The sequence below is a fragment of the Sphingomonas sp. 37zxx genome, from assembly GCF_000786205.1.
Taxonomy (GTDB): Bacteria; Pseudomonadota; Alphaproteobacteria; order Sphingomonadales; family Sphingomonadaceae; genus Sphingomonas.
The window spans coordinates 19,845-45,681 of record NZ_JROH01000028.1; the positions used below are offsets into that span (position 1 = coordinate 19,845).

Genomic DNA, 25,837 nt, shown 5'->3' on the forward strand with positions numbered 1-25,837 from the left:
GCTATGGATCTGTACCTTCCCATCGCCAATCTGTCGGTCAACGCGCTTGTCATTATCGCGCTTGGGCTGGGGGTCGGGCTGCTGTCGGGCATGTTCGGCGTCGGCGGTGGATTTCTGACCACGCCGTTGCTGATCTTCTATGGCATTCCGCCGACGGTGGCCGCCGCGTCGGCTGCGTCGCAGGTTACCGGTGCCAGCGTGTCGGGCGTAATCGCGCATAGCCGGCGCAAGGGGGTCGATTATCATATTGGCGGAGTGATGGTGGTCGGCGGGGTGCTCGGCTCGTTCGTCGGTGCCTGGCTGTTCGAGGTGCTGCGCGCCAGTGGCCTGATCGATACCGCGATCGCGATCCTGTATGTGCTGCTGCTGGGGTCGATCGGCGGGCTGATGCTGAAGGAATCGGTCGACAGCATCCGCGTGACCAGGGGGCACCGGGCGGCCCCGGCCCGGCGGCGGCGGCACCATCCGCTGGTCGCGGCGCTGCCGATGCGGTGGCGCTTCTATCGTTCGGGGCTGTATATCTCGCCGCTGGCACCGCTGATCCTGGGCATGCTCACCGGCATTCTGACGATGCTGCTGGGCGTCGGCGGCGGCTTCATCCTGATTCCGGCGATGCTGTTTCTGCTGGGCATGTCGACTCAGGTCGTCGTCGGCACGTCGCTGTTCCAGATTTTGTTCACCACGGCGGCGGCGACGATGGTGCATGCGACGACCACCAAGGCGGTCGACATCGTGCTGGCGGTGCTGCTGCTGCTCGGATCGGTTGCCGGCGCGCAGATCGGATCGCGCCTGGCGCAAAAGATGCGCCCCGAATATCTGCGCCTGGCGCTGGCGTTGCTGGTGCTGGTGGTCGCGTTTCGGATGGGGTTGGGCCTGGCCTGGCGGCCGGGCGAGCTTTATTCGGTCGAGGCGGCATGATCGCGCGGATCGCCGCCTTGCTGCTGGCGGCGCTGCTGCTGGGCGGGGCCAAGCCGGTGCTGGTGCCCGATGTTTCGCAGCGCGACATCGAGATCATCTATTCCTTCACCGGGGCCGAATTGCTGCTGTTCGGCGCGATCCTGTATCCCGATCGCAGCCTGCCCGATCCCGATGCTGATCCCGCCGAAATCGTGGTGGTGGTGCGCGGCCCGGTGCAGTCGGTGCTGATGCGGCAAAAGGAAAAGATTGCGGGCATCTGGGTGAATGCCGAATCGATGCGCTATCGTTCGGTGCCGTCCTTTTACGCCATCGCCTCGTCCAAGCCGATCGACCAGATCGTCGATGAACGCACCCGCGCGATTTACGAGCTTGGGCTCGACAGCCTGCAATTGTCGCCGATCACCAGCGCGCCCGCGGGCATGCAGGCAAAGTTCGTCCAGGGGCTGATTGATCTTCGCCGCCGAACCGGCCTGTTCGACGAAGCGCCCGCTGCGGTCGAGATTACCGACGGCGTGCTGTATCGCGCGCGCATCGCCATTCCGGCGCGGGTGCCGGTGGGGCGCTTCACCGCCGAAACCTTTTTGATCCGTGACGGGCGGGTGCTGGCGGCGGCGGTGCGCGAGATCGACATTCGCAAGTCGGGCTTCGAGCGTTTCGTGGCGCGCGCGGCGGAAAACCAGTCGGTGCTATATGGTCTGATCGCGGTGGCGCTGTCGGTATTGTTCGGCTGGGGCGCGGGGGCGTTGTGGCGGCGATTCTGACCGGGCAACCATTGGAGAACACAATCTTTACCGCGCAGCATGCATGACCGGTCCGAACTAGGTTCGGGGCGAGTACGTGGAATGGACATGCCGGTAGGACGCGACTGGGCGCACGCGACAGAAGACTTTGGCGAGCCCGGTGCCGGCGCAAGGTCACAGGCGGGATCGGGTCCGCTTGGGGTTGTGCATGCGACACCCATCGGTCTGGTCACCGATATTGGCGGATCGGGCAGCCAGATCGTGATCGACCGCGCGACGATCGAGGCGCTTCGCGGTGATGCCGATCCGGCGATCGCCGGCGCGGGCCAGGTCGGGTCGCAGGTCAAGATGCGCGTCGGCATGACGTGGCTGGTGGCCAATATCCGCTCGCTCAAGCTGGCGGCGGGCGGGCATGGCGACATCGCCGCGCAGATCGATTTTTTGGGCGAGGGCGATGAAGAGCGGCTGACGGCCAAGCTCTACAAGTTCCGCCGCGGCGTCACGCGCTACCCCATGCCGGGCTGTGAGGTTTTTCCGGTCTCAACCGCCGACCTCAAGCAAATCTATTCGACCGATGATCGCCCCAATGTCGAGGTTGGCACCGTCCACCCCACGCGCGATATTCGGGCTGTGCTGTATATCGATGCGATGCTCGGCAAGCATTTCGCGCTGCTGGGATCGACCGGCACCGGCAAATCGACCGCCGCCGCGCTGATCCTGCACCGCATCTGCGAAGCCTCGCCGCAGGGGCATATCGTGATGGTCGATCCGCACGGCGAATATGCCGCCGCGTTCAAGCATAATGGTGCGATCTTCGACGTCGGCAATCTGGCGATGCCCTATTGGCTGATGAACTTCGAGGAACATTGCGAGGTGTTTCTCACCAGCGACGGCAATGATCGCCAGATCGACGCCGACATCCTGGCCAAATGCCTGCTCGCGGCGCGCGGCAAGAACCGGCTGGCCGCCGACGTCAAGCTGACGGTCGATTCGCCGATCCCTTATTTGCTCAGCGACCTCACCAATCTGGTGCAGACCGAGATGGGCAAGATGGACCGCGCGGGCGATAGCGCGCCCTATCTGCGGCTGAAGACCAAGATCGACGAGATCAAGACCGATCCGCGCTATTCGTTCATGTTTTCAGGCATGCTGGTGGCGGACACGATGGCGGGTTTCCTTGCGCGGATGTTCCGCCTGCCCGCCGATGGCAAGCCGATCTCGATCATCGACGTGTCGGGCGTGCCATCCGAAATCACTTCGGTCGTCGTGTCGGTGCTCAGCCGGATGGTGTTCGATTTCGCGATCTGGTCGCGCGGCGAAACGGTTCGTCCCATATTGCTGGTATGCGAGGAAGCGCATCGTTATGTGCCCAACGAGCGTAACGCCGACGGGTCTTCGGTCGGCAGGATCCTTAGCCGGATCGCCAAGGAAGGGCGTAAATACGGCGTGTCGTTGGGGCTTATCACACAGCGGCCGTCTGACCTTGCCGAGGGCGTGTTGTCGCAATGCGGCACGATTATAGCCATGCGACTGAACAATGAGCGTGACCAGGCGTATGTACGGTCAGCAATGCCCGAGGGTGCGCGCGGTTTCCTCGATTCAATCCCGGCGCTTCGCAATCGCGAAAGCATCATCTGCGGGGAGGGCGTGTCGACGCCGATCCGGGTGTTGTTCGACGATCTGGAAGAAAATCGTCGCCCGGCATCGGCTGACCCTTCTTTTGCCCTATTGTGGCGCGAGACCGGCGGTGAAGAAGGGTTGATCGATCGAACGATCCGTCGCTGGCGCAGCCAACGGCACTGATAAGAGTTTAACGAATCCCGTCCCCTTTCCGGGTGCGGGCGGGAGAGGGGCCTACGGACAGCAATCAGTTCGCCTCTCTCCCCACCATGTGCGGCAGCGGCGGTGCGCGGCAACAGGCCGCCCGCGCTGCCAAGGCCCGATCAAGCTACTGGGGCCGCAATGATTCGCTATTGGCTTTTGGGCTAACCCCGATCGGCACTGCCATCAAGCTGGCAACCTTCGATCGGAACGCCGACAGGTCCTGACCGGTCAGCCGCTCCACGGTGGAAAAAGACACCGACTGCGGGTTGATCGGCGCACCGTTTCGCCACAATTCATAATGAAGATGCGGCCCGGTCGACAGGCCGGTCGAGCCAACATAGCCGATGATGTCGCCGCGCGTGACCCGCGTGCCCGGCCGCACCGCGATCCGGCTCATATGGCCATAGCCGGTGGCGAGGCCCGCGCCGTGGTTGAGCTTCACGAAATTGCCATAGCCGCCATTGCGTCCGGCATAGGCGACGGTCCCGTCGCTGGCGGCGCGGATCGGGCTGCCATAGGGGGCGGCGAAGTCCAGCCCCTTGTGCAGCCGGCGAAAGCCCAGCACCGGATGCCGCCGCCAGCCAAAGCCCGATGAAATCCGCGCGGCCACCGGCATCTGCATCGTGCCCTTGCGCTCGCCGGTGCCGCTGGGATCATACCACATGGTCTTGCCCGCCTGTTCCCAGCGCACCAGCCGCACGTCGCGCCCGCCCTGGTCGATCGCGGCATAGACCAGATTGCCGAGTTGCACCTCGCCGGTCGCGGCCCGCGCCTGTTCGACGATCAGATCGAATTCGTCGTTGGCGCCCAGGCGCGCCATCGGCACCTTGGCCGAGATCGATTTGATGAATGCCTCCACCGCGCGAGCCGGTGCGCCGGCGGCGCGTGCCGAGCGATAGAGGCTGGAGCCGACGCGCCCGCGGATTCGCAGCGGGGTGTTGTCGATCGCGATCGGGATGCGGCGAAGCGCCAGCCCGGCATCGGCGCGCACCAGTTCGAGCGCAAGGTCGAACCGGGCGCGGAAGGCAAGTTTTTCGAGCGGGCGCGGCACCGTTTTCAACGCGCGGCGGCCAAGCGTCACATCGAGCCGGGTGCCGGGGCGGATGGTGTCGAGCGCAACGGTGCCGGCGACCAGATCGGCGGCGCGCTCGGCCTCGGCAGCGCCCACCCCGGTTCGCACCAACGCGCGCCGAAGCGCATCGCCGGTGCCCATCGTTGCGCTCAGTTCGATGATCGGGCGTTCGGGGGTGTCGGCGAGCACCGCGACCGCATTGGTCGCGCCCATTCGCCGCCCGGTGGTCGCGCCGAACGCCAGCGGCGCGATCGATTGCGAGGCAAGCTCGTCATGGTCGGTGGTGGTAATGCCGCTGGGGATTTGCGCGATCAGGCGGGGTTGAAGGCCTGGCGACAGCGCGATGGTGAAGCTGCAGAGCGCGGCGCAGGTGGCGGCCCCGCGAAACCATTGCCGCGATCCGATCTGCGCGCCGAGATCGGGGACCAGGTCGACCGTGGCCAGCCACGCGCGCAGCCGGCCCGACCAGTCATTGGCCGGTGCCGCCACCATTCCCGCACGACCAAAGGTTAGCGCAGTCGCGCCGCCACCGCCGGTCAATCCAAGGTCGTTGCGTAAGAACAAAAGCGTGTTCGCCCCCGACAGCCGCGCCCGCCCCGCTCCGGCCGCTGATGTTCCGACTGTGCAACCAGGAGTTTAAAGTCAAATTAACCCGGCGCCGGAGGGGTGTGAACCGCGACAAGGCGTTTGAGATCGACGGTGGACGCCCAAATCTTCTTTCGCTCTTGAAAGCCTGGCGGGGCGATGGGCAGGGTGAGCCGAATGCCCGCTTGCGCATGGCCCTCGTACCCCCGATGTTGTTCACGCGATGAGCCAGTCCGAGCGTAGCCCCGTTACCGCCGTGCTTGGCCCGACCAACACGGGCAAGACCCATCTCGCGGTCGAGCGCATGGTCGCGCATTCCAGCGGTATCATGGGGTTTCCGCTGCGGCTGCTGGCGCGCGAGGTCTATGACCGGATCGTCGCGCTGAAAGGGCCGAGCGAAGTCGCGCTGCTAACCGGCGAGGAAAAGATCCTGCCGCCCAAGGCGCGCTGGTTCCTCTGCACCGCCGAATCGATGCCAACCGACCGCGACGTGGCCTTTGTTGCGCTCGACGAAGCGCAGTTGAGCGCCGATCCCGAGCGCGGCCATGTCTTCACCGATCGCTTGCTGCGCGCACGCGGGCGCGAGGAGACGATGATCCTGGGATCGGCATCGCTCAAGCCGATGCTCAAGGCGCTGGTGCCCGAGGCCGAGATTATCAGCCGCCCGCGCTTTTCGACGCTGAGCTATGCCGGCGCGCGCAAATTGTCGCGCTTGCCCAAACGAAGCGCCATCGTCGCCTTCTCGGTCGAGGAAGTCTATGCCGTTGCCGAGGCGATCCGGCGGCTGCGCGGCGGCACCGCGGTGGTGATGGGCGCGCTTTCCCCCCGCACCCGCAACGCGCAGGTGGCGATGTTCCAGGCGGGCGAGGTCGATTATCTGGTCGCGACCGATGCGATCGGCATGGGGCTCAACATGGACGTCGCGCACGTCGCTTTTGCCTCGCTCCACAAGTTCGACGGGCGGCGCACCCGCCGGCTCACCGTCGCCGAAATGGCGCAGATCGCCGGGCGCGCGGGGCGGCACCAGCGCGACGGCACCTTCGGCGCGCTGCACGAGGAAGGGCCGAGCGCCTTTGGCCCCGAGGAAGTGATGGCGATCGAGGAGCATCAGGTGCCGCCGCTTCGCCAGCTTTACTGGCGCGAGGGCGAGCCGGATTTCGCTTCGCTCGACGGACTGATCGCCAGCCTGGAGATGCGCCCTGCGCACCAAATGCTTCGCGCCGCACCGCAGGCGATCGACCTGGCGGTGCTCAAGCGGCTGGCCGACGAAGATTGGGTCCGCGCGCGCACGCGATCGCCCGCGATGGTGCAGCGGCTATGGGCGGCGTGCGGCCTGCCCGATTTCCGCAAGCTGGGGCTTGACCCGCATTCGCGCTTCGTCGGCCGGGTGTTCGGGCATTTGTCCGAGGGCAATGGCCATTTGCCGCACCAATGGTTCGCCGACGAGATTGCGCGGCTCGACCGGACCGAGGGCGATGTCGAAACGCTGGCCGGGCGGATCGCGGGCGCGCGAAGCTGGGCCTATATCGCGCATCGTAAGGACTGGCTGCTTGATCCGACGCATTGGGCCGAGCGCACCCGCGCGATTGAGGAGCGACTGTCCGACGCGCTCCACGCCAGCCTGCAACAGCGTTTCGTCGACAAGCGGACGACGGTGCTGCTGCGCAAAATCGGGGCCGATGCCAGTGCATTGCCGGTTACGATCGGCGGCGATGGCGAAGTGCTGGTCGACGAACAGGTGCTCGGGCGGCTCGACGGGTTTCGCTTCACCGTCGCCCCCGATGCGCGCGCGGGCGACAAGCGCATGTTGCTGGCCGCCGCCGAAAAGCGGCTGGTGGGCGAATGGAAGCGGCGGGCCGACGCGCTGATCGCCGCCGAGGATCGCGCGCTGATGCTGGTCGCCGAAACGGGCGAGCAGCCGGCGATCGCGTGGGACGGGCATGCAGTGGCGCGGTTGGTCGCCGGGCCTGCCACCGCCCGCCCGCGCATTCGCCCCGATCGCACGCTCGATTGCCTCGACCGGGGAACGCGCGATGCGGTGACCGCGCGGATCGAATCATGGGTCACCCGCCAGATGCAGCGGCATACGCCCGCATTGGTCTGGCTAGACATGGTGGCGCGCGATCCCGCTGCGCCGGCGGCGCTTCGCGCGGTGGCCACGGCGCTGGGCGAGGCGGGCGGAATAGCGCCGCGCGCCGATGTGGTGCAGGCGGTGTCGGCGCTCGATGGGCAGGCCCGGCAATGGCTTCGCAAGGCGGGGCTGGTGATCGGCACGCTTGACCTGTTCGATCCGCGATTGCTGAAGCCATTGCCCGCGCGGTGGCGTCGCGCACTGCTGGCGGCGCGGTGCGGCGAGCCGGTGGCACCTGTATTGCCGGTGGGTGCGACGGTGCTTGGTGCAGGCGACGCGCAGCCGGGCGTCGGTTTCCGCACGATCGGGGCGCAGGCGGTGCGAGTCGATCTGGTCGAGCGGATTGCCCGCGCCGCGCATGACGCCCGTGCTGGCCGCGCGCCATTCGTGCCCGATCCGGCGCTGGCAACCTCGATCGGCATGTCGCCTGACAGCTTTGCCAAGCTGATGGTGTTGCTGGGCTTTCGCAGCGAAGCGCAGGCCGATGGCTCGCCGCATTGGACCTGGCGGGGCAGCCGGTTGCCGCGTCCCGCGCCGGTGCAGGCAACACCGGGCAACGCCTTTGCCGCGCTGCGCGAACTGGTCCCCGGTAATGGCTAGTGCTGGGGCTCCCTTGGCGGAAATGCGGCTCGACCTGTTCCTATGGTATGCCCGCTTCGCCAAGTCCCGCGCCGTGGCACAGCGCATCGCCGAGGCGGGAACCCTGCGGCTCGACGGGCGACGGATCGAGCGGAGTTCGGCCTGTGTTCGGGTGGGATCGGTGCTGGCATTCCCGCTGCATGGCCGTATCCGGGTGGTCCGGGTCGAAGCGCTGCCGGCCCGGCGCGGGCCGCCCGCCGAGGCGGTGATCCACTACAGCAGTCTGGACCCGGTTACCCCCAAGGGCGTTGACGTGCAGGATGGTGCGGCATAGCAGCATCTTCGACCTGCTTACTGGAGCAACACTGCCAATGACCTACGTCGTCACCGACGCCTGCATCCGCTGCAAGTACATGGATTGCGTCGAGGTGTGCCCCGTCGATTGCTTCTATGAAGGCGAGAATATGCTGGTGATCAATCCCAGCGAGTGCATCGATTGTGGCGTGTGCGAGCCCGAATGTCCCGCCGAGGCGATCCTGCCCGACACCGAAAGTGGGCTGGAGCAATGGCTCGAGCTGAACAACACCTTCTCGGCGCAATGGCCCAACGTCACCCGCAATGCCGGCCAGACCCCCGACGATGCCGATGCGTTTAAGGGCGTGGCGAACAAGTTCGAAGAGCATTTCTCCGCCGAACCCGGCGCAGGCGACTGAGCTTTTCCCCCCTCCCGCCAGTGGGAGGGGGATCGGACCCTACTTTTTCATCGCTTCCAGTAGCTGCTTGATCTCCTGGCTGCGGCCGCGCGGCAGGATCAGCACATCGTCGCCGCTCGCGACCACGATCAGGTCGGATACCCCGATCAGCGCGACTCGCTTGCCATCGGCGCGGATGAAGCAGTTGGCGGTGTCGATCGCCACGACATCGCCGCGACAGACATTGCCGCCGGCATCGCTTTCGCTGATCGCGTGCAGCGCATCCCAGCTGCCGACATCGCTCCATCCCATCGCGACCGGCACCACCGCCACCCGTTCGGCCTTTTCCATCACGGCATAGTCGATCGAATCGGATGGCGATGCGGCAAATGCCTGCGAATCGGGCCAGATCCGGTTGCCCTCGCGCCGGGCGGTGGCCATCGATTTCTCGACCGCCGCCAGTATTTCGGGGGCGTAAGTGGCCAAGGCCGCCAGATATTTATCGGCCCGGAACAGGAAGATGCCGCCATTCCAGGCATGGTCGCCACTTGCCAGCATCGCTTCGGCATCGGCACGCGGCGGCTTTTCGACGAACCGTTTGACGCGATGCACGCCGTCGGCAATCGCTTCGCCCACCTGGATATAGCCATATCCCGTCTCGGGCGCGTCGGGGGTAACACCGAAGGTCACCATCCACCCATCAGCCACCATCGGCATTGCCCGGTGGATCGCCGCATGGAACGCCGGCAGATCAGCGATGACATGGTCCGACGGCATCACCAGCAGCGGCTGTTCGCCACCCCCCGCCGCGATCGCCGCCAGCGCGATCGCGGGCGCGGTGTTGCGGCCTGTCGGTTCGAGGATCAGCGAGTCGGCGGCGGCGTCGACTTCTGCCAGTTGGGCATCGATCAGGTCGGCATGATAGGCGTTGGCCACCACGATCGGCGGCGCGAACCGCTCGGCAATGCTCGCGCGCTTGGCGGTGAGCTGTAACATGGTGTGTTCGGCGGTGAGCGCCAGCAACTGCTTGGGCATTTCGGGTCGCGACATCGGCCACAATCGCGTCCCCGATCCACCGGAAAGGATGACGGGGATGATCGGGTTCGATGATGCCATAGACCGGGCTTTCCTAGATTTATTGTCGCTATGCGCCGACCGCGGGCGCAGGGAAAGCATCTAGAACCCGCGACGCTGGCGTTCGTTCAGCTTTTCTTCGTCAATTGTTGGCATGCCCGACATGTGTCGGCCAACCTTACACCCATTGATGCGGAGCGCATGCGATGATCCGCTTGTTCAAGCATTATGTGCCCAATGCGGTGCTATTGCTCGCGCTGCTCGATTGCATGTGCCTGATCGCCGCCGCCGAGTTTGGCTGGCAGTATCGCGTCCACGAGCTTGGCCTTGACCCCGAAGCATTTACGACCCGAATCCCGCAGTTGCTGAGTTTCGCCGCCAGCCTGGGCACCGCGATGGTCGCGGTGGGTGCCTATAGCCCCGAGGCGCTGACATCGATGCGGGTGGCGACCGCGCGGCTGATCGTTGCGGTGTCGCTTGGCACGATCTTCCTCGCCGTGCTGTTTTTCCTGGTGCCCGCGCTCACCTTCTGGCGCTCGAACCTGCTGTACGCGATGGTCGCTGCGGTTGGACTGTTGTTCATGCTGCGCCTGTTGGTGGGCAAGACGCTGGGCAGCCAGGTGTTCAAGCGCCGCGTGGTGGTGCTGGGGGCGGGGCCGCGCGCCGCGCGGCTGAAGGCGCTGGCGCGTGCGCCGGGCGCTGGCTTCGTCGTGGTCGGCTATGTGTCGATGAGCGAGGCCAATCGCGTGATCCCCGAGGCGATCGCGCGCGATGCGATCTTCAACCTGGCCGATCATGTCGTGCTGCTCAACGCCTATGAAGTCGTGCTCGCGCTCGAGGAGCGCCGCAACGCGCTGCCGCTGAAAGACCTGGTGCGGATCAAGACCACCGGGGTGCATGTCAACGAAATCTCGACCTTTCTCGAGCGCGAGACGGGGCGGGTCGATCTCGACAGTCTCAACCCGTCCTGGCTGATTTTTTCCGACGGATTCTCGTCAGGCCGGATGCTATCGAGCGCGTTCAAGCGCCTGTTCGATGTCGCCGCCAGCCTGTTGCTGCTCATGCTGGCGCTGCCGGTTATCATCATCATGGCGGTGGTGGTGAAGCTGAGCAGCAAGGGGCCGGCCTTTTACAGGCAGCGGCGGGTCGGCCTGTACAGTCAGGGTTTCGACATCGTGAAGCTGCGGTCGATGCGCGTCGATGCCGAAGTCGATGGACAGGCGGTGTGGGCCGAAAAGGACGATCCGCGCATCACCGCCGTCGGCCGCTTCATCCGCAAGACGCGGATCGACGAACTGCCGCAATGCTGGAGCGTGCTGAAGGGCGAGATGAGCTTTGTCGGCCCGCGGCCCGAACGCCCGCAATTCGTCGACGATCTGGAACAGCAGCTGCCCTATTATGCCGAACGGCACATGGTGAAGCCGGGCATTACCGGCTGGGCGCAGATCAACTATCCCTATGGCGCATCGATGGAAGATGCCCGGCAAAAGCTGGAATACGACCTGTATTACGCCAAGAATTATTCGCCGTTTCTCGATATTCTGATCCTGTTGCAGACGATCCGCGTGGTGCTGTGGCCCGAGGGTGCCCGGTGATCCGGCGATGACGATTGCGGTGATGATCCTATGGGGTCACGCCCTGGCGGCCCTGGCGTTTTCGGTCCTTGCGCTGTCGGCACTCAAGCGTCCGGCGGGCGGCGGGCGCGCCGCGCTGGTCGCTGCATTCGGGCTGACGGCATTATGGGCGCTGGCGGTGGCGGGTATCGGCGGCGATGCGCCGATTGCCCAATTGGTCGACATTCTCCGCAACCTCGCCTGGCTGGTGGTCGTCCACTGGCTGCATCGACAGGGACAGGGACAGGGACAGGGACAGGGACAGGGACAGGGACAGGGGCAGGCGGCGTCGGTTTCGGCGGTACTGGCGTGCTCCCTGACGATCGGCGCGGTCTTTGTCATGGGCGGTGTCGCGACCGGCATGGTCGCCTGGGTCAGCGACCCCACAGGGACGGCGGCGCTGCTCGAACTGGGGTTTATCCTGCGCCTGTTGGCGTCGATCGGCGCGCTGCTGATGGCGCGAGGCGCATATATTGCCTTTGCCGGGGGCGAGCAACGGATGATCGCGCGGATCGCGGCGGCGATCTGGCTGGTCGAGGTGAATTTGCTGACGCTCGCCTGGGCCAGCGGCGCATGGCCGCACGAACTGGTGGCGGCGCGCGGCGGTGTGCTGGTGGTACTGGCGGCGGTGCTGGCCGCTGCTTTTGCACGCGGGGGTTCGCGGCCAGTGCGACTGTCGCGCGCGGCGGCGATGCAGTCGCTCTCGCTACTTGCCATCCTTGGCTATTTCGCGCTGCTCGGGCTGGTGACCGGGGGGCTGGAGGCGGTGGGCGGCGCGCAGGCCAGAGTGTGGCAGACCGCATTCGTGTTCGGATCGACCGCAGCGGCGCTGGCGATCCTGTCGACCGGGCGATTGCGCGCCTGGACCCGGGTGAAGCTGGCCAAACATCTGTTCCAGCATCGTTATGATTATCGCGCCGAATGGCTGCGCTTCACCGACACGCTGGGCCGATTGGAGGATAGCGCACCGCTCGACGAGCGCATGGTCAAGGCGCTTGCCGATTTGACCGATTCGCCCGCCGGTCTGCTGCTGGTGCCCGATGCCGGCGGGCTGGGCACCGGGGCGGCATGGCAATGGGATGTGGCGGCGCTGCCGGCGGCGGCGACGGCACCCGAGCTGGTCCAGCATCTCGCGGCGACCGGCCGGATCATCGAGCTGGACGATGTGCGCGCGGGGCGTGGTGATCCGGGCGATTTGGACGCGGTGCCGCAATGGCTGATCGACTTGCCCGATGCCTGGGTAGTGGTGCCGTTGCCGCATCTGGCGACGCTGGCGGGGGTGATCGTGCTGGCGCGCCCGCCGATCGACCGTGCGCTGGATTGGGAAGATTTCGACCTGCTGAAAGTCGTCGGGCGACAGGCCGGCAGCTATCTGGCCGAAGCGCGCGCACAAGGACGGCTGACCGAGGTCGAACGGTTCGAGGAGTTCAACCGCCGCTTTGCCTTCATCCTGCACGACATCAAGAATCTGGTCAGCCAGATCAGCCTGGTCGCGCGCAATGCGCAGCGGCATGCCGACAACCCCGCCTTTCGCACCGACATGATCGCCACGCTGAACGAATCGGCCACGCGCATGAACGACCTGATCGCCCGATTGTCGCAGGCAAAGCTGCCGCGCACCGATCCGCCGCGCGCGGTGCCGCTGCTGGCGCTGGCGCAGACTGTGGCGAGTGCACGGCGGATGGTGCATCCGGTGGTGGTGACCGGCGCGCCGGATGCGCTGGCGCTGGCCGATCCGGTTCGGCTCGAACAAGTGCTGTTGCACCTGGTGCAGAACGCGATCGAGGCGAGCCCGCCGGGCGAACCCGTGGGCATCGCTGTCGCTATTCAGGGGGATCGCGTCATCGTCGAGGTTATTGATCAGGGCTGTGGCATGTCGGCGGCGTTCATCCGCGATCGGCTGTTCAAACCGTTTGTTTCGACCAAGCCCAACGGCTTTGGCATCGGCGCATTCGAAGCGCGGCAGCATGCGGTGGCGATGGGCGGCACGCTCGACGTCACCAGCCGTGAGGGCGAGGGAAGCCGCTTTCGCCTGACGCTGCCGGTCGCGCGCGCAGGAAAAATGGAGCGGGCGGCATGAACCAGCCGGTGCAGAAATTGTTGATCGTCGAGGATGATGTCGGCCTGCAACGGCAATTGCGCTGGGCCTATGAAGGGTATGAGGTGCTGGTCGCCGGCGATCGGGCCAGCGCGATGACGCTGCTGCGCGCCGAAGAGCCTGCGGTGGTGACGCTCGATCTGGGGCTGCCGCCCGATCCCGATGGCACCAGCGAGGGCTTTGCCACGCTGGCCGAGATGCTGGCATTGAAGCCCGACCTGAAGGTGATCGTCGCATCGGGCCATGGCGCGCATGCCAGCGCGCTGCGGGCGATCGCCGACGGGGCGTATGATTTCTATGCCAAGCCGATCGACATTGACGCGCTGGGGCTGATCGTCGCGCGCGCATTTTATGTCCACGCGCTCGAGGCCGAAAACCAGCGGCTGGCGGCGCGGGTGGAGGGCGGCACGTCACTAGGCGGTCTGGTCACCGCCAGCCCCGAAATGCTGAAAGTCACCCGCACGATCGAGCGGGTCGCCGCTGCTGACGTATCGGTGATGCTGCTGGGGGCAAGCGGCACCGGCAAGGAGGTGTTGGCGCGCGGGCTGCACGACGCCTCCCCGCGGCAAAAGGGCGCATTCGTCGCGATAAATTGCGCCGCGATCCCCGAAACGCTGCTGGAAAGCGAGCTGTTCGGCCATGAAAAAGGCGCGTTCACCGGCGCGATCAAGACCACCGAAGGCAAGATCGAACAGGCATCGGGCGGCACCTTGTTCCTCGACGAGATCGGCGATGTGCCGCTGGCATTGCAGGTGAAGCTGCTGCGTTTCCTGCAGGAGCGCGTGGTCGAGCGGATCGGCGGGCGCAAGGCGATTGCGGTCGACACGCGGATCGTTTGCGCGACGCACCAGGATATTGACGCGATGGTGGCGCAGGGGCGGTTTCGCGAGGATCTATATTATCGGCTGGCCGAGATTGTCGTGCGGATACCGGGCCTTGCCGAACGCGCGGGCGATGCGGTGCTGCTCGCCCGCCATTTCCTGCGCCACCATGCCGAAGCGATGAAGGTCGGGGTCAAGGGATTTGCGCCCGATGCGGTGACCGCGATCGAGGGGTGGAACTGGCCTGGCAATGTCCGCGAACTGGAAAACCGGGTGAAGCGCGCGGTGATCATGGCCGATGGTGCCCGCGTGACCGCCGTCGATCTCGATCTGGGCGAACGTGACGCGGCATTGCCGATCAACCTGCGCGCGGTGCGCGAAGCGGCGGATCGCGGTGCCATCGCACAGGCGCTGGCGCGCGCCGAGGGCAATATCTCGGGCACCGCACGGCTGCTGGGGATCAGCCGGCCGACTTTATACGATCTGATGAAGAATTATGGCCTCCAGCCGTAGGTCGCGGCGGACGGTGCGGCGACGGCTGGTGATGGGCGGGGCGGCAATCGCCCTCCTGGTCGTGCTGCTGCTAGGCGTTCGTGCCGTTTGGCCCCAGCGTAGCGATCGCGCCGGATCGAATGCGGCGATTGCGCGCGCGCTGGGTGAACTCGAGACCGGCAACCCAAGTGCGGCGGTGGCGGCAGCGCGGGCGGCGGTGCTGGCCGATTCCGGCTACGGCCTGGCGCATGCGGTGTTGGCCCGCGCGCAACTGGCGCTCGACGACGGTGCCGGGGCGGCGGCGTCGCTCGATCGTGCGGGCAAGGCGGGTTTCGACCTGCGGCGCGTTGGGCAATTGCGCGCGCATGCGACCTATCTACAGGGCGATGCCGCGCGCGCGCTGGCGGAGGTGGAGCGTAGCGATCCGCGCTATGCCCGCTATGCCGATCGTGTTCGTGCGATGGCGCTGGCCGATCAGGGCGAGGGCGATCGGGCGCGGGCGCTGCTCGAAACGGCGGTGGCCACGCGGCCGGGCGATTGGCCAAGCTGGGTGACGCTTGGCCGCCTTCGGCTGGAAAACGGTGATGCGGGCGGCGCGATTATCGCCAGCGCCCGTGCCCATGCCGCCGATCCGCGCCAGGTCGATAGCTTGCGGCTGCGTGCCGAAATGGTGCGGAGCCAGTTCGGGCCGATGGCGGCGCTGCCCTGGTTCGAGCGGGCGGTGGCGCGCGACCCCGCGCATTTCGAAGCGCTGATCGAATATGCCGCCACGCTGGGCGATGTCGGGCGGATGCGCGCGATGCTGGCAGCGGTGCGAAGGGCCGAGGCGGTGCGCCCCGCCGCGCCGCGTGCGCTGTATCTGCAAGCGGTGCTGGCCGCGCGCGCGGGTCGCTTCGATCTGGCCGAGGCGATCGTCCAGCGGCTGGGCGGCGCGGGCGAGGGGATGCCCGGCGTGCTGCTGTTGAAGGGGAGCATCAACCTTCAGACCGGGCGGCTGGAACAGGCGATCGAAGCGCTGCAAGCGCTGGTCGATCGCCAGCCGCGCAACCGCAGCGCGCGGCGGCTGCTGGCGCTGGCGCTCGCCCGATCCGACGGCGCGCGCGGCGCGACCGACGTGCTGCGTCCGGTGGTCCAGCGCGGGGATGCCGACAGCTATGCGCTGGCGCTGGCGGCGCGCGCGTTAGAGCGGATGGGTGAGCGTGAGCCCGCCAGCGCGCTGCTCGATCGCGCGGCGACCCCGGCGCGCGGCGAAGCGGTGGCGTTTGCCGGCGGCGGCGACCTGCCGGCGCTGTTGGCGGCGGCCCGCGCGGCGGGTGGGGCACCGGGAGCGACCATCGCATTCGTCCGCGCGCTGGTGTTGCGCGGCGAAGCCGCGCGCGCGCTGGCGGAGGCGCAGGCGCTGGCCGCGCGCTATCCGGGCCTTCCCGCCGCGCATGCCGCCATCGGCGACGTGCTGATGCTGACCGGACAGCCCGTGCCTGCCGCGCAAGCCTTTGCGCGCGCCGCGTCGATCGGTTTCGACGAGCCGATCCTGCTGCGTCTGGTCGAGGCGCGCGCCGCCGCCGGGCAGCAGGTGGGCGCGGCGAATGCGCTGGCGCTGTTCGTGTCGCAGCATCCCGGCAATCTTGCCGCGCTTCGGCTGACCGGGGCGTGGCAATTGGCGGGCGGCGAATATGGCGGCGCGGTCGATACGCTGGAGGCGATCCGGGCGCGCATCGGCAATCGTGATGCCGGGGTGATGGCAGGCTTGGCCGCCGCCTATGTCGGCGTGGGCGAAGGGGGGCGTGCGCTGGAATATGCGCGCGCGGCTTATGCGCTTCAGCCGCAAAACCCGGTGGTGGCCGATGCCTATGGCCAGGCGCTGGCAGCGACCGGCGACCGGGCGGGGGCGGTGCAATTGTTCCGAAAGGCGGCGACGATCGCCCCGCGCCACCCGGCGATCCGCGCGCATCTGGCGGAGACGCTGGCCGGATATTGAGGGGATGAAGCAGGATCGCTTGACGCTTTGGCCGGTTGGCTGGAAATGGGCGGCTATGGGTACATCCAAAACACTGGCGCGGATCGCCGATGCGCTCGATCGGCTGGCACCGCCGCGCTTGGCCGCCGCCGATCCACTAGCGCATCCAGCTTATGTCTGGCGCGGCGAAGCGTTGGTGGCGGCGCGATCCTTTGATCCCTTGCCGATTGAGCGGCTGGTTGGGATCGACGCGCAAAAGGCGACCTTGCTCGCCAATCTGCGCCGGCTGGCGGCGGGGCATGCGGCGCAGGATGCGTTGCTATGGGGCGCGCGCGGCACCGGCAAGTCGGCGCTGGTGAAGGCCGCAGTCGGCGCGGTGCAGGCCGAAGGCGGCGCGCTGGCGCTGATCGAGGCGGCGGCGGGGGATGTCGCGACCTTGCCCGCCTTGTTCGCAGCGATCGACGGCACGCCGCGCGCGTTCGTGATCTTTGTCGATGATCTGGGATTCGACACCGCCGCCGATGCGCGGTCGCTGCGTTCGCTGCTCGAAGGCGGGGCCGAAGCGCGGCCCGGCAATGCGCGGCTGGTGGTGACATCGAACCGCCGCCATTTGATCCCGCGCGACATCGCCGAGCAGGAAAGCGCGATCAACCAGCGCGACGTGATCGATGACCAACTGGCGCTCGCCGATCGCTTTGGACTCAGCCTTGGCTTCCACGCGCTCGACCAGGACGGTTACCTCGCGATCGTGCGCGGTTATTGCGATGCCGAAGGCCTGCCCTTTGACGCGCATGACGCAGTGCAATGGGCGACGCGGCGTGGCAGCCGATCGGGGCGGGTGGCGTGGCAATATGTCACCGAAGTCGCGGGGCGCGAGGGGCGCGCGGTTTAGGTCAGGTCGATTGATTGCAGGTCGCGTGCGGCATGGATGACGCGCAACACTGTAACAGTGCCCGGCTCGACCCGGTAGAATATGACATAACCCCCCGTGGTCAGCCCGCGCAGTCCTTCACCAAGCTCGCTTCGGTCCGGGGCGCTGCGGGGAAAATTGCCTAGCCGCTGAACCGCCGATTCGAGTTTGTTGACGAGGCGACCGGCGGCTGCCTCATTTTCCTGGGCGATATGAAAATAGATTTCGTCGAGATCGTCGCGCGCTTTTGCGAGATAGCGAAGATTCACGACCCCGCGCGCGCGGCGGCAAGGCGTTCGTTGCCGCGACGAATAATATCCTGAAAAAAGTCGTCGGGCATGTCGATCGGGTCGCCGCTTGCGAGTCCTTCCTCGATCAGTGCGCGCAGCCTTGAAATCTCGGCTTCGCGGGCGCGATTCCAAAATCGCACTGCTGCTCGAACTGCCGCTTCTGCGTCGGCATAGTCGCCCGCAGCTACTGCATGGTCGATTCCTGAAGCCTCGGCTTCATCTACCTCGATCGTGATCTTACGAATCGCACCCATTTTCAGCCTCCATCGCGGGCCAGCCTATCACCCAGCCGCGAGCGCTTCCACCTGCTCGGCCAGCGCCAGCCAGCGTGCCTCGGCGGCTTCCTTTTCCTCGCGCGCGCGGGCGATTGTTGCCATCAGCCGGTCGAAACCGTCATGATCGCGCGCGTACAACTCGGGATCGGCCAGCCGCTCCTCGTCGCGCGCGATCGTCGCCTCCAGCTCCTCGATTCGCTTGGGCAGCAATTCGAAATCGCGCTGGTCCTTGTAGCTGAGCTTCACCGGCTTCGATTTCGGGGCGTCGGGGCTGGCCTTGCCCGCCTTTTTCGCCGCAACCTGGCGCACCTTGCGCTTGGCTTCCCAATCGGCATAGCCGCCGACCACCATGTCGACCGTTCCCGATCCGTCGAGCCCGATCGTCATCGTCACGGTGCGATCGAGAAAGTCGCGGTCATGGCTGACGATCAGCACGGTGCCGTCATAATCGGCGATCACTTCCTGCAACAGGTCGAGCGTTTCGAGGTCGAGATCGTTGGTCGGCTCATCGAGCACCATCAGGTTCGATGGCCGCGCGAATTCACGCGCCAGCAGCAATCGCGACCGCTCGCCGCCCGATAGCGTGCCGATCTTGGCCTCGACCATCGTCGGTTCGAACAGGAATTCCTTCAGATAGCCGTGGATATGCTTGCGAACCCCCAGCACGTCGATCCATTCGCCGCCATCGGCGACGACTTCGCGCACGGTCTTCTCCGGCGCCATCTTGCTGCGCTGCTGGTCGATGATCACCGGATCGAGCGTCTTGGCGAGGCGGATATGGCCGCTATCGGGTTCGATCTCGCCGGTCAGCAGCTTGAGCAAGGTCGATTTGCCCGCGCCGTTCTTGCCGACGATGCCGATCCGGTCGCCGCGCGTGATCCGCAGCGTCAGGTCGTTGATGATCGGGCGCCAATCGTCACCGGTCCCATAGCCCTTGTTCACGCCCTTGGCGTCGATCACCACCTTGGTCTTGGAATTGTCGGCGGCGGTCGTGAGGTTCGCCGCGCCTGCCGGCCCGGTCATCGCCGCGCGTTCGGCGCGCATTTCGTACAGCTTGCTCAACCGCCCCTGGTTGCGCTTGCGTCGCCCGGTCACGCCGCGCTGGAGCCAATGTTCCTCGAGCTTCAGCCGTGCGTCGAGCTTTTCGGCATTGCGCTGTTCGTCGGCATAGACTTGTTCGGTCCAGGCATCGAACCCGCCAAAGCCGATCTCGGCGCGGCGCATCGATCCGCGATCGAGCCACAAGGTCTGCTTGGTCAGCCGCGTCAGGAAGGTCCGGTCATGGCTGATGACGACGAAGGCACCGCGATAGCGGTTCAGCCATTCCTCGAGCCATTCGATCGCGTGGATGTCGAGATGGTTGGTCGGCTCGTCGAGCAGCAGCACGTCGGGATCCTGCGCCAGCGCGCGCGCAATGCCCGCCCGCCGCCGCTCGCCGCCGCTCGCGGTTGCGGCTTCGCGGCTCAGGTCGATGCCGAGTTGGTCGGCGATCGATTCGGCCTCGTGCCGCGCCGGGGCATCGTCGCCCGACAGGACATAGTCCATCAGCGTCAGGCAGCCGGTCATGCGCGGCTCCTGCTCCAGCGTGACGACGTTGGTGCCGGGGACGATTACCCGGCGGCCCTCATCAGCCTCGACCTGGCCGCCGAGCAATTTGAGCAAGGTCGTCTTGCCCGCGCCGTTGCGGCCGATCAGCGCGATGCGGTCGCGCGCGCCGATATGGATGTCGAGATTGCGAAAGAGCCAACCCGAGCCTTGAACGAGGCCGAGATTTTCGAATGCGAGAAGAGGTGCTGCCATGATGGGCACGCTCTAGGGCGCGGACGGTTTAGCGGCAATGGTTGCGTACTGCGTTGCCATTTCGCCACGCGCACGTTGCCGAATGGCGACGTTTTCATTCAGAGGCTGTTCAAGGCGCGAACCCTATGCAAAGCCAATGAGAATGTCGGCGAAGCGTGGTTTTCTAGGCATAACGTGCCTGCTGGTGCCTTTTGGCCCGGCAGCCGCCGACTCGTCGCAAAAGCTGCGCGGCGACCATGATGTCGCGCACGAAGCGCGGATGCAGGGGCGGCTGTTGCCGGTTCGGGAGATCGAACGCCGGGTCGTGCCGCAGATGCGTACCGCCCGATACCTAGGCTTCGACTTCGATTCGGGAAGTTCGGTTTACACGCTGAAGTTCCTGCGCGATGGCAATGTCATCTGGGTGGAGGTCGATGGACGGTCGGGGCAAGTCCTCGGGCGATCGGGCGACTGACCACCCATGCCTCAGAAGGAACCATGATGCGCGTCTTGATCGTCGAGGACGAACCCAATCTGCGGCAGCAGTTGAACAATACCCTGGTTGGTGCCGGCTATGCCGTCGATCAGGCGAGCGACGGCGAAGAGGGGCATTATCTCGGCTCGACCGAGCAATATGATGCGATCATCCTCGATCTGGGCCTGCCCGAGGTCGATGGCCTGACGGTGCTCGATCGCTGGCGCAAGGAGGGCAAGACCACGCCGGTGCTGGTGCTCACCGCGCGCGACAGCTGGTCGGACAAGGTTGCCGGACTCGACGCCGGGGCCGATGATTATGTCGCCAAGCCCTTTCAAAGCGAAGAACTGATCGCCCGGCTGCGCGCGCTGATTCGCCGGGCATCGGGCAACGCCTCGGCCGAGCTGACCGCGGGCGACATCCGGCTGGATACGCGCAGCGGCAAGGTCACGCGCGCCGGCGAGCCGGTGAAGCTGACCGCGCAGGAATATAAATTGCTGAGCTATCTGCTGCATCACAAGGGCAAGGTGGTCAGCCGCACCGAGCTGATCGAGCATATCTATGATCAGGATTTCGATCGCGATTCGAACACGATCGAGGTGTTCGTGACCCGAATCCGCAAGAAGCTCGGCTCCGACGTCATCACCACGATTCGCGGCATGGGCTATAGCCTTGACGAGCCGGGCACGCCGCCGCCGGCCTGACCATGGCGTCATCCGCCCCCGACAAAGCGTTGTCCGCCGAATCGCCGCATGATCGCCCGCGCCCTTATGTGCGGGTGACGGGGTCGCTCAGCCGGCGGATGATCATCATCGCCAGCGCGTGGATATTGCTGTTGCTGGCGGGCGGCGGCTTCGCGCTCGATCGGGTGCTGACGAGCGCGATCACGCGCAGCTTTGACGAGCAGCTCGATTATCTGCTGACATCGATGATCGTGTCGGCGGAGATCGGTCCCGATGGCGCTATCGATTTCAGCCGCGAGCTTGCCGACCAGGGATTTTTCGAACCCTATTCGGGGCTGTATTGGCAGGTGAGCGGCAAGGGTTTTGATCCCAAGCCGTCGCGTTCCTTGTGGGACCGGCGGCTGCGGGTGACGACCCACACCCCCAGCGGTTCTGCGCATTTCTATGATTCAGAAGAGTTCGCCGACGAAAAGCTGCGCGTTGCCGAGCGCGACGTCCGGTTGCCGGGTTCGCAAGTGTGGTGGCGGTTCCAGATCGCGCAGAAGCGCGAATTGCTCGACGCGCAGATCCTGGCGCTGCGCGAAACGCTGACCCGCAGTTTCCTGTTGCTTGGGGTCGGGCTGATCCTGATGGCGGCGTTGCAGACCTGGTACGGGCTGTTGCCGCTGCGGCATTTGCAGCGCGAGCTGGCCAAGATGCGCGGCGGCAGGGCGGCGCGGATCGATGGGCCGATGCCCGCCGAAGTCGCCCCGATCATCGAAGAGCTCAACGACCTGATCTCGCACAATGAACGCCAGGCCGAAGAGGCGCGGCGGCATGCCGGCAATCTGGCGCACGCGCTCAAGACCCCGCTGACGGTGATCATGAACGCAGCGACCGCCGGTGCTGACGATCTGCCGGCGACGGTGGTGCGCGAGGCACGAACGATGCGGCGGCAGGTCGATCATCACCTTGCGCGGGCGCGCGCCGTCGGTCGGCGTGGCAGCGCGCACAGCCGCGCCGAAGTGTGGCCAAGCGTGCTGGCGGTCGAACGCGCCGTCGCGCGGCTGTATCAGCATGTCCGCATCGACGTCGATGGGCGCACCGATTTGATCGCGCATATCGAACGCCAAGATCTGGATGAAATGCTCGGCAATCTGGTCGAGAATGCCGCGAAATATGGTGGCGGCAGCGTGTTCATCACTGCGCGCGCCGAGGCCGGGTTCGTCGAAATCCTGGTCGAGGATGACGGCGCGGGGATTGGCGAGAGCGATCGGGTTCGGATTTTCGATCGCGGCGTGCGGCTCGACAGCGGCAAGCCGGGCACGGGGCTTGGCCTGGCGATCGTGCGCGACGTAGCTGAAATCTATGGCGGCACGGTCAGCCTGGAGGAGAGCGAGGATCTGGGCGGGCTGATGGTGCGGCTGCGGTTGCCGGCGGCGCGGTAGGATATTCCCCCTTCCCTGGAAGGGAGGGGTTGGAGTGGGTGGGCCGATTGTCGGGTGGCTCGCTTAGCGACGGGCCGACCCACCCCCGGCCCCTCCCTTGACCAGGGAGGGGGGTGAGGAGCGGAGTCCGCGCTATAGCTGGAACCGCACCGTTGCGCGCAGGTCGCGTCCGGCCAGCGGCGCGAAGTCCTTGAGGAAGCTGGCGTGGCGCCGCGCTTCGACATCGAACAAATTGGTCGCCTGCAACAACAGCGTCGTCGCATTGCCGCGCCCGAAGGGGCGGAATGAGAGCGATGCGTTGACCATCGTGTAATCGGCGGTCGGCAATTCGAAATTGCTCACCCTGTCCTGTTCGAACACATGTTCGACCTCGACCCGGCCACCGATGCGATCGGCCTGTGCTTCGAGACCGCCGAGCACGCGCGCCGCCGGGATGCGCGGCGCGGGGCCGACTCCGGTGATCGTGGTGCGGACATAATCGGCGATGCCGTCGACATTGATCGCAACGCCCGAAATCTCAGCCAGCCGCGCTGCCGCCTCGAGTTCAAAGCCCCATACCCGCGCATCGGCCTGGGCATATTGGAACACCGGCAATTCGTCGATTTCTTCGCCGGTGGGCGACTGATAAATATAGTCGTCGAACCAGTTATAATAGGCCGCAGCGCCGAAGGTGAGCGGCCCGGCGGTGCCGCGCAGCGTGCCCTCGAGGCCCCAGCTCGTTTCCTTGTTGAAATCGGTGTTGCCGATTTCGAACGATTGGGTGCCGGCATGGGGGCCGTTGGCGAACAATTCCTCGGCGGATGGCGCGCGTTCGGTGTGCGAGGCGTTCAGCCCGAAGCGAACGGTTTCGGTCAAGCCAAGGCTGGCCCCGATCGAGCCGGAAAAGGCGTTGAACTCGCGCCGGTTGAGCGGTGTGTCGAGGTCAGCATCGGCCTGTGCCTTGAGCTGGGTATTTTCGAACCGCGCGCCCGCTTCGGCGCGTACCGCACCGAAATCGAACGATTGCAGCGTGAACAGGCCGAGTTGCTGGGTGGTGTTGCGCGGCACGAATTTCTCTTCGCCGTTCACGTCGAAATCGCGGATGAAGAATTGCGCGCCGGTCGCGCCCTGCCAGCCGCCGCGCTTTGCCTGCACCAGCTCAAGCCGCCCTTCATATCCCTGGTTGAAGAAGCTGGTGCCGATGCCGCCATCTTCCTCCAGCTCGTCGTGCCGGTAATCCGCCGCCGCCAGCCGCAGCCGGATGCGATCGAGTAAGCCGCCATCGGTTTCGACCTCGCCGCGAATGTCGAACCGCGTCTGTTTCAGGTTCAACCGGACGTTTTCATGGCCATGACCTTCCTCGCCGTCATGGTCATCATCGCCTTCCTCATGCTCATATTCGAGCCTGGAGGGCACGCCATAGGTGCTTTCATAGCGCGTGACCGAGAAGCCCAGATGGCCGCGATCGGTGACGACCGAAAGCCCGCCTGCGACTTCCCAGGTTTCCGCCGCGCTGTTGGGCAGGCGACCACGCAGCTCGCCATTTTCGCGTACTTCGGCTTCGTCGCTGGCGAGCGCGGTGGCGCGCAGACCGGGCGACAGCAGATAGCCGCCGGTCCGCAGATCGCCGGTGCGAAGATAGGTGCCATCGACATGCGCGACCAGATTGCCGCCGATCCGCGCCTCGACCTCACCCGCGATCGAGCGTTCGTCGGCAGCTGAGCCATAGGTCGCCAGCGCGTCGACATGCACCGCTTCGTCGGGCAGGCTGCGCGGGATGCGGTTGTCGATCACGTTCACGACACCGCCGATCGCCGATGAGCCGAACAGCAAGGCCGACGGGCCACGCAGCACTTCGATCCGTTCGGCGGTCAGCGGATTGATGACCGGGGCGTGATCGACCGATGTCGTCGAAGCATCGATGCTGCCGATGCCGTCGATCAGCACGCGGATGCGATCGCCCTGAAAGCCGCGCAGCACCGGGCGCGAGGCATTGGGGCCGAACGACGTGGCAGATACGCCGGGCTGGCGGGCGAGGGTCTCGCCGATCGTCGGCCGAAGCTCGCGCGTCAGCACTTCGCCCGACAACACCGTGGTTCCCGACAATACGTCGAGCCGGTTGCGCTGATAAGGTGCGGTCAGGATGATGTCGTTCGACTGGCTGGTGTGATCGCCGCGCTGCACTTCAGCCTCGGCAGTCGTCGCCGAAGCGGTGACGTCGTCCATCGGTTGGGCAAGGGCGGGGCAGGCGACCAGCATGGTCGACGTCGCTAATAGGGTACGAAACAGCATGAAAGGGTCCGTGGCGCTTGAGGAACGCGCCTTTCATACTGCGATGTTATAAAGTCTCAAGACGTTTTTGTGGCAATGCGGGATGTTCGCGCAAAAGCGCGCGAAACGGCTGAAGTGATGCGGTTATGTCACAGATGAACGACGGGCATTGCGGGAAGCGGAGCGCCGTTTGCGACCGCGTGGCTGCGCGGGGCGACGATGGTGCCAAAGCCGATCGAGAAAGGTAGCGGCGGCGCGCCCAACATCGAAGGCACCCGCCGATCTCGCATCCGGCTGATCACCAGAACCCAACCCGCCCCAGCCAGAACAGGGAATTTTAAGCGCCAACTTTAAGGGAAACTTCGGTGTCCGTTGACACCCGTTTCACCGACAATGCAGATCGCCGTCTCTTCCAACGATACATCCAGGCCCGCATAATAGCGCATGGTTGCTCCTCCTCATGGTGGTGGCCGCTCAACACGGACCACGTTCTACTATCTGCAAGGAGCAGCCACCCAGCGAGTCGAGGGTGAGCCCCAATCACCCCATCTGTCACGGCAAGACCGTCTGGTGGAGGAAGCCGATAGCGGTCGACCCGAAAAAACGCTCTCGCGGATAGATGTTGACGTTGCCATTGGCGTCGATGAATTGCGCCTGCAAGGCACCAGGGCCAATGCCTTGCCGGAACCGTGTCGTTTCCTGGAAGACCAGGTTGATTTGGACACCGACGGTTGATCCGGGAATTACGGAAAGCTGAATGAAATATCACTACACCAGTAGCGGATTATTTGGGCCGGCAGGCAATATCTGAGTTGGAACAAGGATCTGATACGCTATTTCGAAATATGACAATAATGGTATGAATCTCTCCTAAAAATAAAACCAGATGATTTTGAACCAGGATATTAACACTCTCAAACGGACTATAAAACATAATCTGTTTGACTAATGCAAAAGCTTACTCCGGTATGGCTATTGTCAAATATAGTTACAACATAAATGTATAATACGGACCATTATTCAAAAAACGTCGTGAATATGGCGGGAACAAAGATGAAATAATGAATTATTGGACATTAACCCTTTCAATTTAGCAGGCTATGGTTTGTCCGTGGATAGCAAGCTGAGCACCTCCATCAACCCGGTGATCTG

The 25,837-nt window shown here is 65.4% G+C and carries 20 protein-coding genes; 14 read left to right on the forward strand and 6 right to left on the reverse strand.

What is annotated here, in order from left to right; all coding sequences use genetic code 11:
* The first annotated feature begins 3 nt into the window (after positions 1-3).
* From QU44_RS11780 to QU44_RS11790, 3 genes are all read left to right on the forward strand, one after another.
* The gene (locus tag QU44_RS11780; RefSeq protein ID WP_033922406.1) at positions 4-918 is read left to right on the forward strand and encodes a sulfite exporter TauE/SafE family protein; all 915 of its coding nucleotides are present in this window, start codon (positions 4-6) and stop codon (positions 916-918) included.
* A complete protein-coding gene (locus QU44_RS11785) occupies positions 915-1,679 on the forward strand; it encodes a TIGR02186 family protein (protein WP_033922407.1) in 765 nt (254 codons plus the stop codon). Before QU44_RS11780 ends, QU44_RS11785 begins: the two co-directional genes overlap by 4 nt.
* An 87-nt stretch (positions 1,680-1,766) precedes the next feature.
* Positions 1,767-3,461: an ATP-binding protein gene (locus QU44_RS11790; RefSeq protein WP_081988009.1), complete on the forward strand. Its 1,695-nt coding sequence runs from the start codon at positions 1,767-1,769 to the stop codon at positions 3,459-3,461.
* Between the two features lie 145 nt (positions 3,462-3,606).
* Here QU44_RS11790 and QU44_RS11795 read toward each other — a convergent pair whose 3' ends face one another.
* On the reverse strand, positions 3,607-5,118 hold the full coding sequence (locus tag QU44_RS11795) for a M23 family metallopeptidase (protein ID WP_033922408.1): 1,512 nt from the start codon (positions 5,116-5,118) through the stop codon (positions 3,607-3,609).
* Between the two features lie 244 nt (positions 5,119-5,362).
* Here QU44_RS11795 and QU44_RS11800 point away from each other — a divergent pair, with 244 nt between their 5' ends.
* The 3 genes from QU44_RS11800 to fdxA are packed head-to-tail and all read left to right on the forward strand — an operon-like array spanning position 5,363 to position 8,562.
* Positions 5,363-7,870 (forward strand): helicase-related protein, encoded by a 2,508-nt coding sequence (locus QU44_RS11800; protein ID WP_033922409.1) that lies wholly within the window; start codon positions 5,363-5,365, stop codon positions 7,868-7,870.
* A 22-nt stretch (positions 7,871-7,892) separates the two neighbouring features.
* Complete coding sequence (locus QU44_RS11805; RefSeq protein ID WP_052134745.1) at positions 7,893-8,183, forward strand: S4 domain-containing protein; 291 nt, start codon at positions 7,893-7,895, stop codon at positions 8,181-8,183.
* Between the two features lie 37 nt (positions 8,184-8,220).
* On the forward strand, positions 8,221-8,562 hold the full coding sequence (gene fdxA / locus QU44_RS11810) for a ferredoxin FdxA (protein ID WP_033922413.1): 342 nt from the start codon (positions 8,221-8,223) through the stop codon (positions 8,560-8,562).
* 39 nt (positions 8,563-8,601) lie between these two features.
* Here fdxA and QU44_RS11815 read toward each other — a convergent pair whose 3' ends face one another.
* Positions 8,602-9,657 carry a mannose-1-phosphate guanylyltransferase/mannose-6-phosphate isomerase gene (locus QU44_RS11815; RefSeq protein ID WP_081988007.1) on the reverse strand — a complete coding sequence of 352 codons (1,056 nt, stop codon included), beginning with the start codon at positions 9,655-9,657 and terminating at the stop codon, positions 8,602-8,604.
* 164 nt (positions 9,658-9,821) lie between these two features.
* Here QU44_RS11815 and QU44_RS11820 point away from each other — a divergent pair, with 164 nt between their 5' ends.
* The 5 genes from QU44_RS11820 to QU44_RS11840 are packed head-to-tail and all read left to right on the forward strand — an operon-like array spanning position 9,822 to position 17,488.
* Positions 9,822-11,210, forward strand: a complete 1,389-nt coding sequence (locus QU44_RS11820) for a TIGR03013 family XrtA/PEP-CTERM system glycosyltransferase (RefSeq protein WP_033922415.1) — start codon at positions 9,822-9,824, stop codon at positions 11,208-11,210.
* Entirely contained in the window at positions 11,200-13,308 is a 2,109-nt protein-coding gene (prsK, locus tag QU44_RS11825; protein ID WP_033922416.1) for an XrtA/PEP-CTERM system histidine kinase PrsK, read from the forward strand. Before QU44_RS11820 ends, prsK begins: the two co-directional genes overlap by 11 nt.
* Entirely contained in the window at positions 13,305-14,660 is a 1,356-nt protein-coding gene (prsR, locus tag QU44_RS11830; RefSeq protein ID WP_033922418.1) for a PEP-CTERM-box response regulator transcription factor, read from the forward strand. The genes prsK and prsR overlap by 4 nt, the downstream gene beginning before the upstream one ends.
* Positions 14,644-16,617, forward strand: a complete 1,974-nt coding sequence (locus tag QU44_RS11835; protein ID WP_033922420.1) for a tetratricopeptide repeat protein — start codon at positions 14,644-14,646, stop codon at positions 16,615-16,617. The genes prsR and QU44_RS11835 overlap by 17 nt, the downstream gene beginning before the upstream one ends.
* 55 nt (positions 16,618-16,672) lie before the next feature.
* Positions 16,673-17,488, forward strand: coding sequence for an ATP-binding protein (locus QU44_RS11840; RefSeq protein ID WP_033922444.1), 816 nt, complete (start codon positions 16,673-16,675; stop codon positions 17,486-17,488).
* Here the strand turns inward: QU44_RS11840 and QU44_RS11845 are convergent.
* From QU44_RS11845 to QU44_RS11855, 3 genes are read right to left on the reverse strand one after another with little or no spacing between them, the layout of a single operon-like run.
* Complete coding sequence (locus tag QU44_RS11845) at positions 17,485-17,775, reverse strand: type II toxin-antitoxin system RelE/ParE family toxin (protein ID WP_033922421.1); 291 nt, start codon at positions 17,773-17,775, stop codon at positions 17,485-17,487. The two genes, QU44_RS11840 and QU44_RS11845, sit on opposite strands and share 4 nt — an antisense overlap.
* Positions 17,772-18,050, reverse strand: coding sequence for a ribbon-helix-helix domain-containing protein (locus QU44_RS11850; RefSeq protein WP_052134748.1), 279 nt, complete (start codon positions 18,048-18,050; stop codon positions 17,772-17,774). Before QU44_RS11850 ends, QU44_RS11845 begins: the two co-directional genes overlap by 4 nt.
* A gap of 27 nt (positions 18,051-18,077) precedes the next feature.
* A complete protein-coding gene (locus QU44_RS11855; protein WP_033922422.1) occupies positions 18,078-19,871 on the reverse strand; it encodes an ABC-F family ATP-binding cassette domain-containing protein in 1,794 nt (597 codons plus the stop codon).
* A gap of 142 nt (positions 19,872-20,013) precedes the next feature.
* Between QU44_RS11855 and QU44_RS11860 the strand changes: the two genes are divergently transcribed.
* The 3 genes from QU44_RS11860 to QU44_RS11870 are packed head-to-tail and all read left to right on the forward strand — an operon-like array spanning position 20,014 to position 22,435.
* Positions 20,014-20,325 (forward strand): PepSY domain-containing protein, encoded by a 312-nt coding sequence (locus QU44_RS11860; protein ID WP_231621723.1) that lies wholly within the window; start codon positions 20,014-20,016, stop codon positions 20,323-20,325.
* A gap of 26 nt (positions 20,326-20,351) precedes the next feature.
* Positions 20,352-21,029, forward strand: coding sequence for a response regulator transcription factor (locus tag QU44_RS11865; protein ID WP_033922447.1), 678 nt, complete (start codon positions 20,352-20,354; stop codon positions 21,027-21,029).
* Between the two features lie 2 nt (positions 21,030-21,031).
* A complete protein-coding gene (locus tag QU44_RS11870) occupies positions 21,032-22,435 on the forward strand; it encodes a sensor histidine kinase (protein ID WP_033922426.1) in 1,404 nt (467 codons plus the stop codon).
* A 132-nt stretch (positions 22,436-22,567) separates the two neighbouring features.
* Here the strand turns inward: QU44_RS11870 and QU44_RS11875 are convergent, their stop codons facing one another.
* The gene (locus tag QU44_RS11875) at positions 22,568-24,706 is read right to left on the reverse strand and encodes a TonB-dependent receptor (RefSeq protein ID WP_033922428.1); all 2,139 of its coding nucleotides are present in this window, start codon (positions 24,704-24,706) and stop codon (positions 22,568-22,570) included.
* Positions 24,707-25,837 lie beyond the last annotated feature (1,131 nt).

Coding starts and splice junctions, on each gene's coding strand:
- QU44_RS11815 (WP_081988007.1), bottom strand. CDS start 9,657: ATGGCATCATCGAACCCGATCATCCCCGTCATCCTTTCCGGTGGATCG.
- QU44_RS11790 (WP_081988009.1), top strand. CDS start 1,767: ATGCCGGTAGGACGCGACTGGGCGCACGCGACAGAAGACTTTGGCGAG.
- QU44_RS11865 (WP_033922447.1), top strand. CDS start 20,352: ATGCGCGTCTTGATCGTCGAGGACGAACCCAATCTGCGGCAGCAGTTG.
- QU44_RS11835 (WP_033922420.1), top strand. CDS start 14,644: ATGGCCTCCAGCCGTAGGTCGCGGCGGACGGTGCGGCGACGGCTGGTG.
- QU44_RS11780 (WP_033922406.1), top strand. CDS start 4: ATGGATCTGTACCTTCCCATCGCCAATCTGTCGGTCAACGCGCTTGTC.
- prsR (WP_033922418.1), top strand. CDS start 13,305: ATGAACCAGCCGGTGCAGAAATTGTTGATCGTCGAGGATGATGTCGGC.
- QU44_RS11850 (WP_052134748.1), bottom strand. CDS start 18,050: ATGGGTGCGATTCGTAAGATCACGATCGAGGTAGATGAAGCCGAGGCT.
- QU44_RS11870 (WP_033922426.1), top strand. CDS start 21,032: ATGGCGTCATCCGCCCCCGACAAAGCGTTGTCCGCCGAATCGCCGCAT.
- QU44_RS11805 (WP_052134745.1), top strand. CDS start 7,893: ATGCGGCTCGACCTGTTCCTATGGTATGCCCGCTTCGCCAAGTCCCGC.
- fdxA (WP_033922413.1), top strand. CDS start 8,221: ATGACCTACGTCGTCACCGACGCCTGCATCCGCTGCAAGTACATGGAT.
- QU44_RS11800 (WP_033922409.1), top strand. CDS start 5,363: ATGAGCCAGTCCGAGCGTAGCCCCGTTACCGCCGTGCTTGGCCCGACC.
- QU44_RS11875 (WP_033922428.1), bottom strand. CDS start 24,706: ATGCTGTTTCGTACCCTATTAGCGACGTCGACCATGCTGGTCGCCTGC.
- QU44_RS11840 (WP_033922444.1), top strand. CDS start 16,673: ATGGGTACATCCAAAACACTGGCGCGGATCGCCGATGCGCTCGATCGG.
- QU44_RS11860 (WP_231621723.1), top strand. CDS start 20,014: ATGTCGGCGAAGCGTGGTTTTCTAGGCATAACGTGCCTGCTGGTGCCT.
- QU44_RS11855 (WP_033922422.1), bottom strand. CDS start 19,871: ATGGCAGCACCTCTTCTCGCATTCGAAAATCTCGGCCTCGTTCAAGGC.
- QU44_RS11785 (WP_033922407.1), top strand. CDS start 915: ATGATCGCGCGGATCGCCGCCTTGCTGCTGGCGGCGCTGCTGCTGGGC.
- QU44_RS11820 (WP_033922415.1), top strand. CDS start 9,822: ATGATCCGCTTGTTCAAGCATTATGTGCCCAATGCGGTGCTATTGCTC.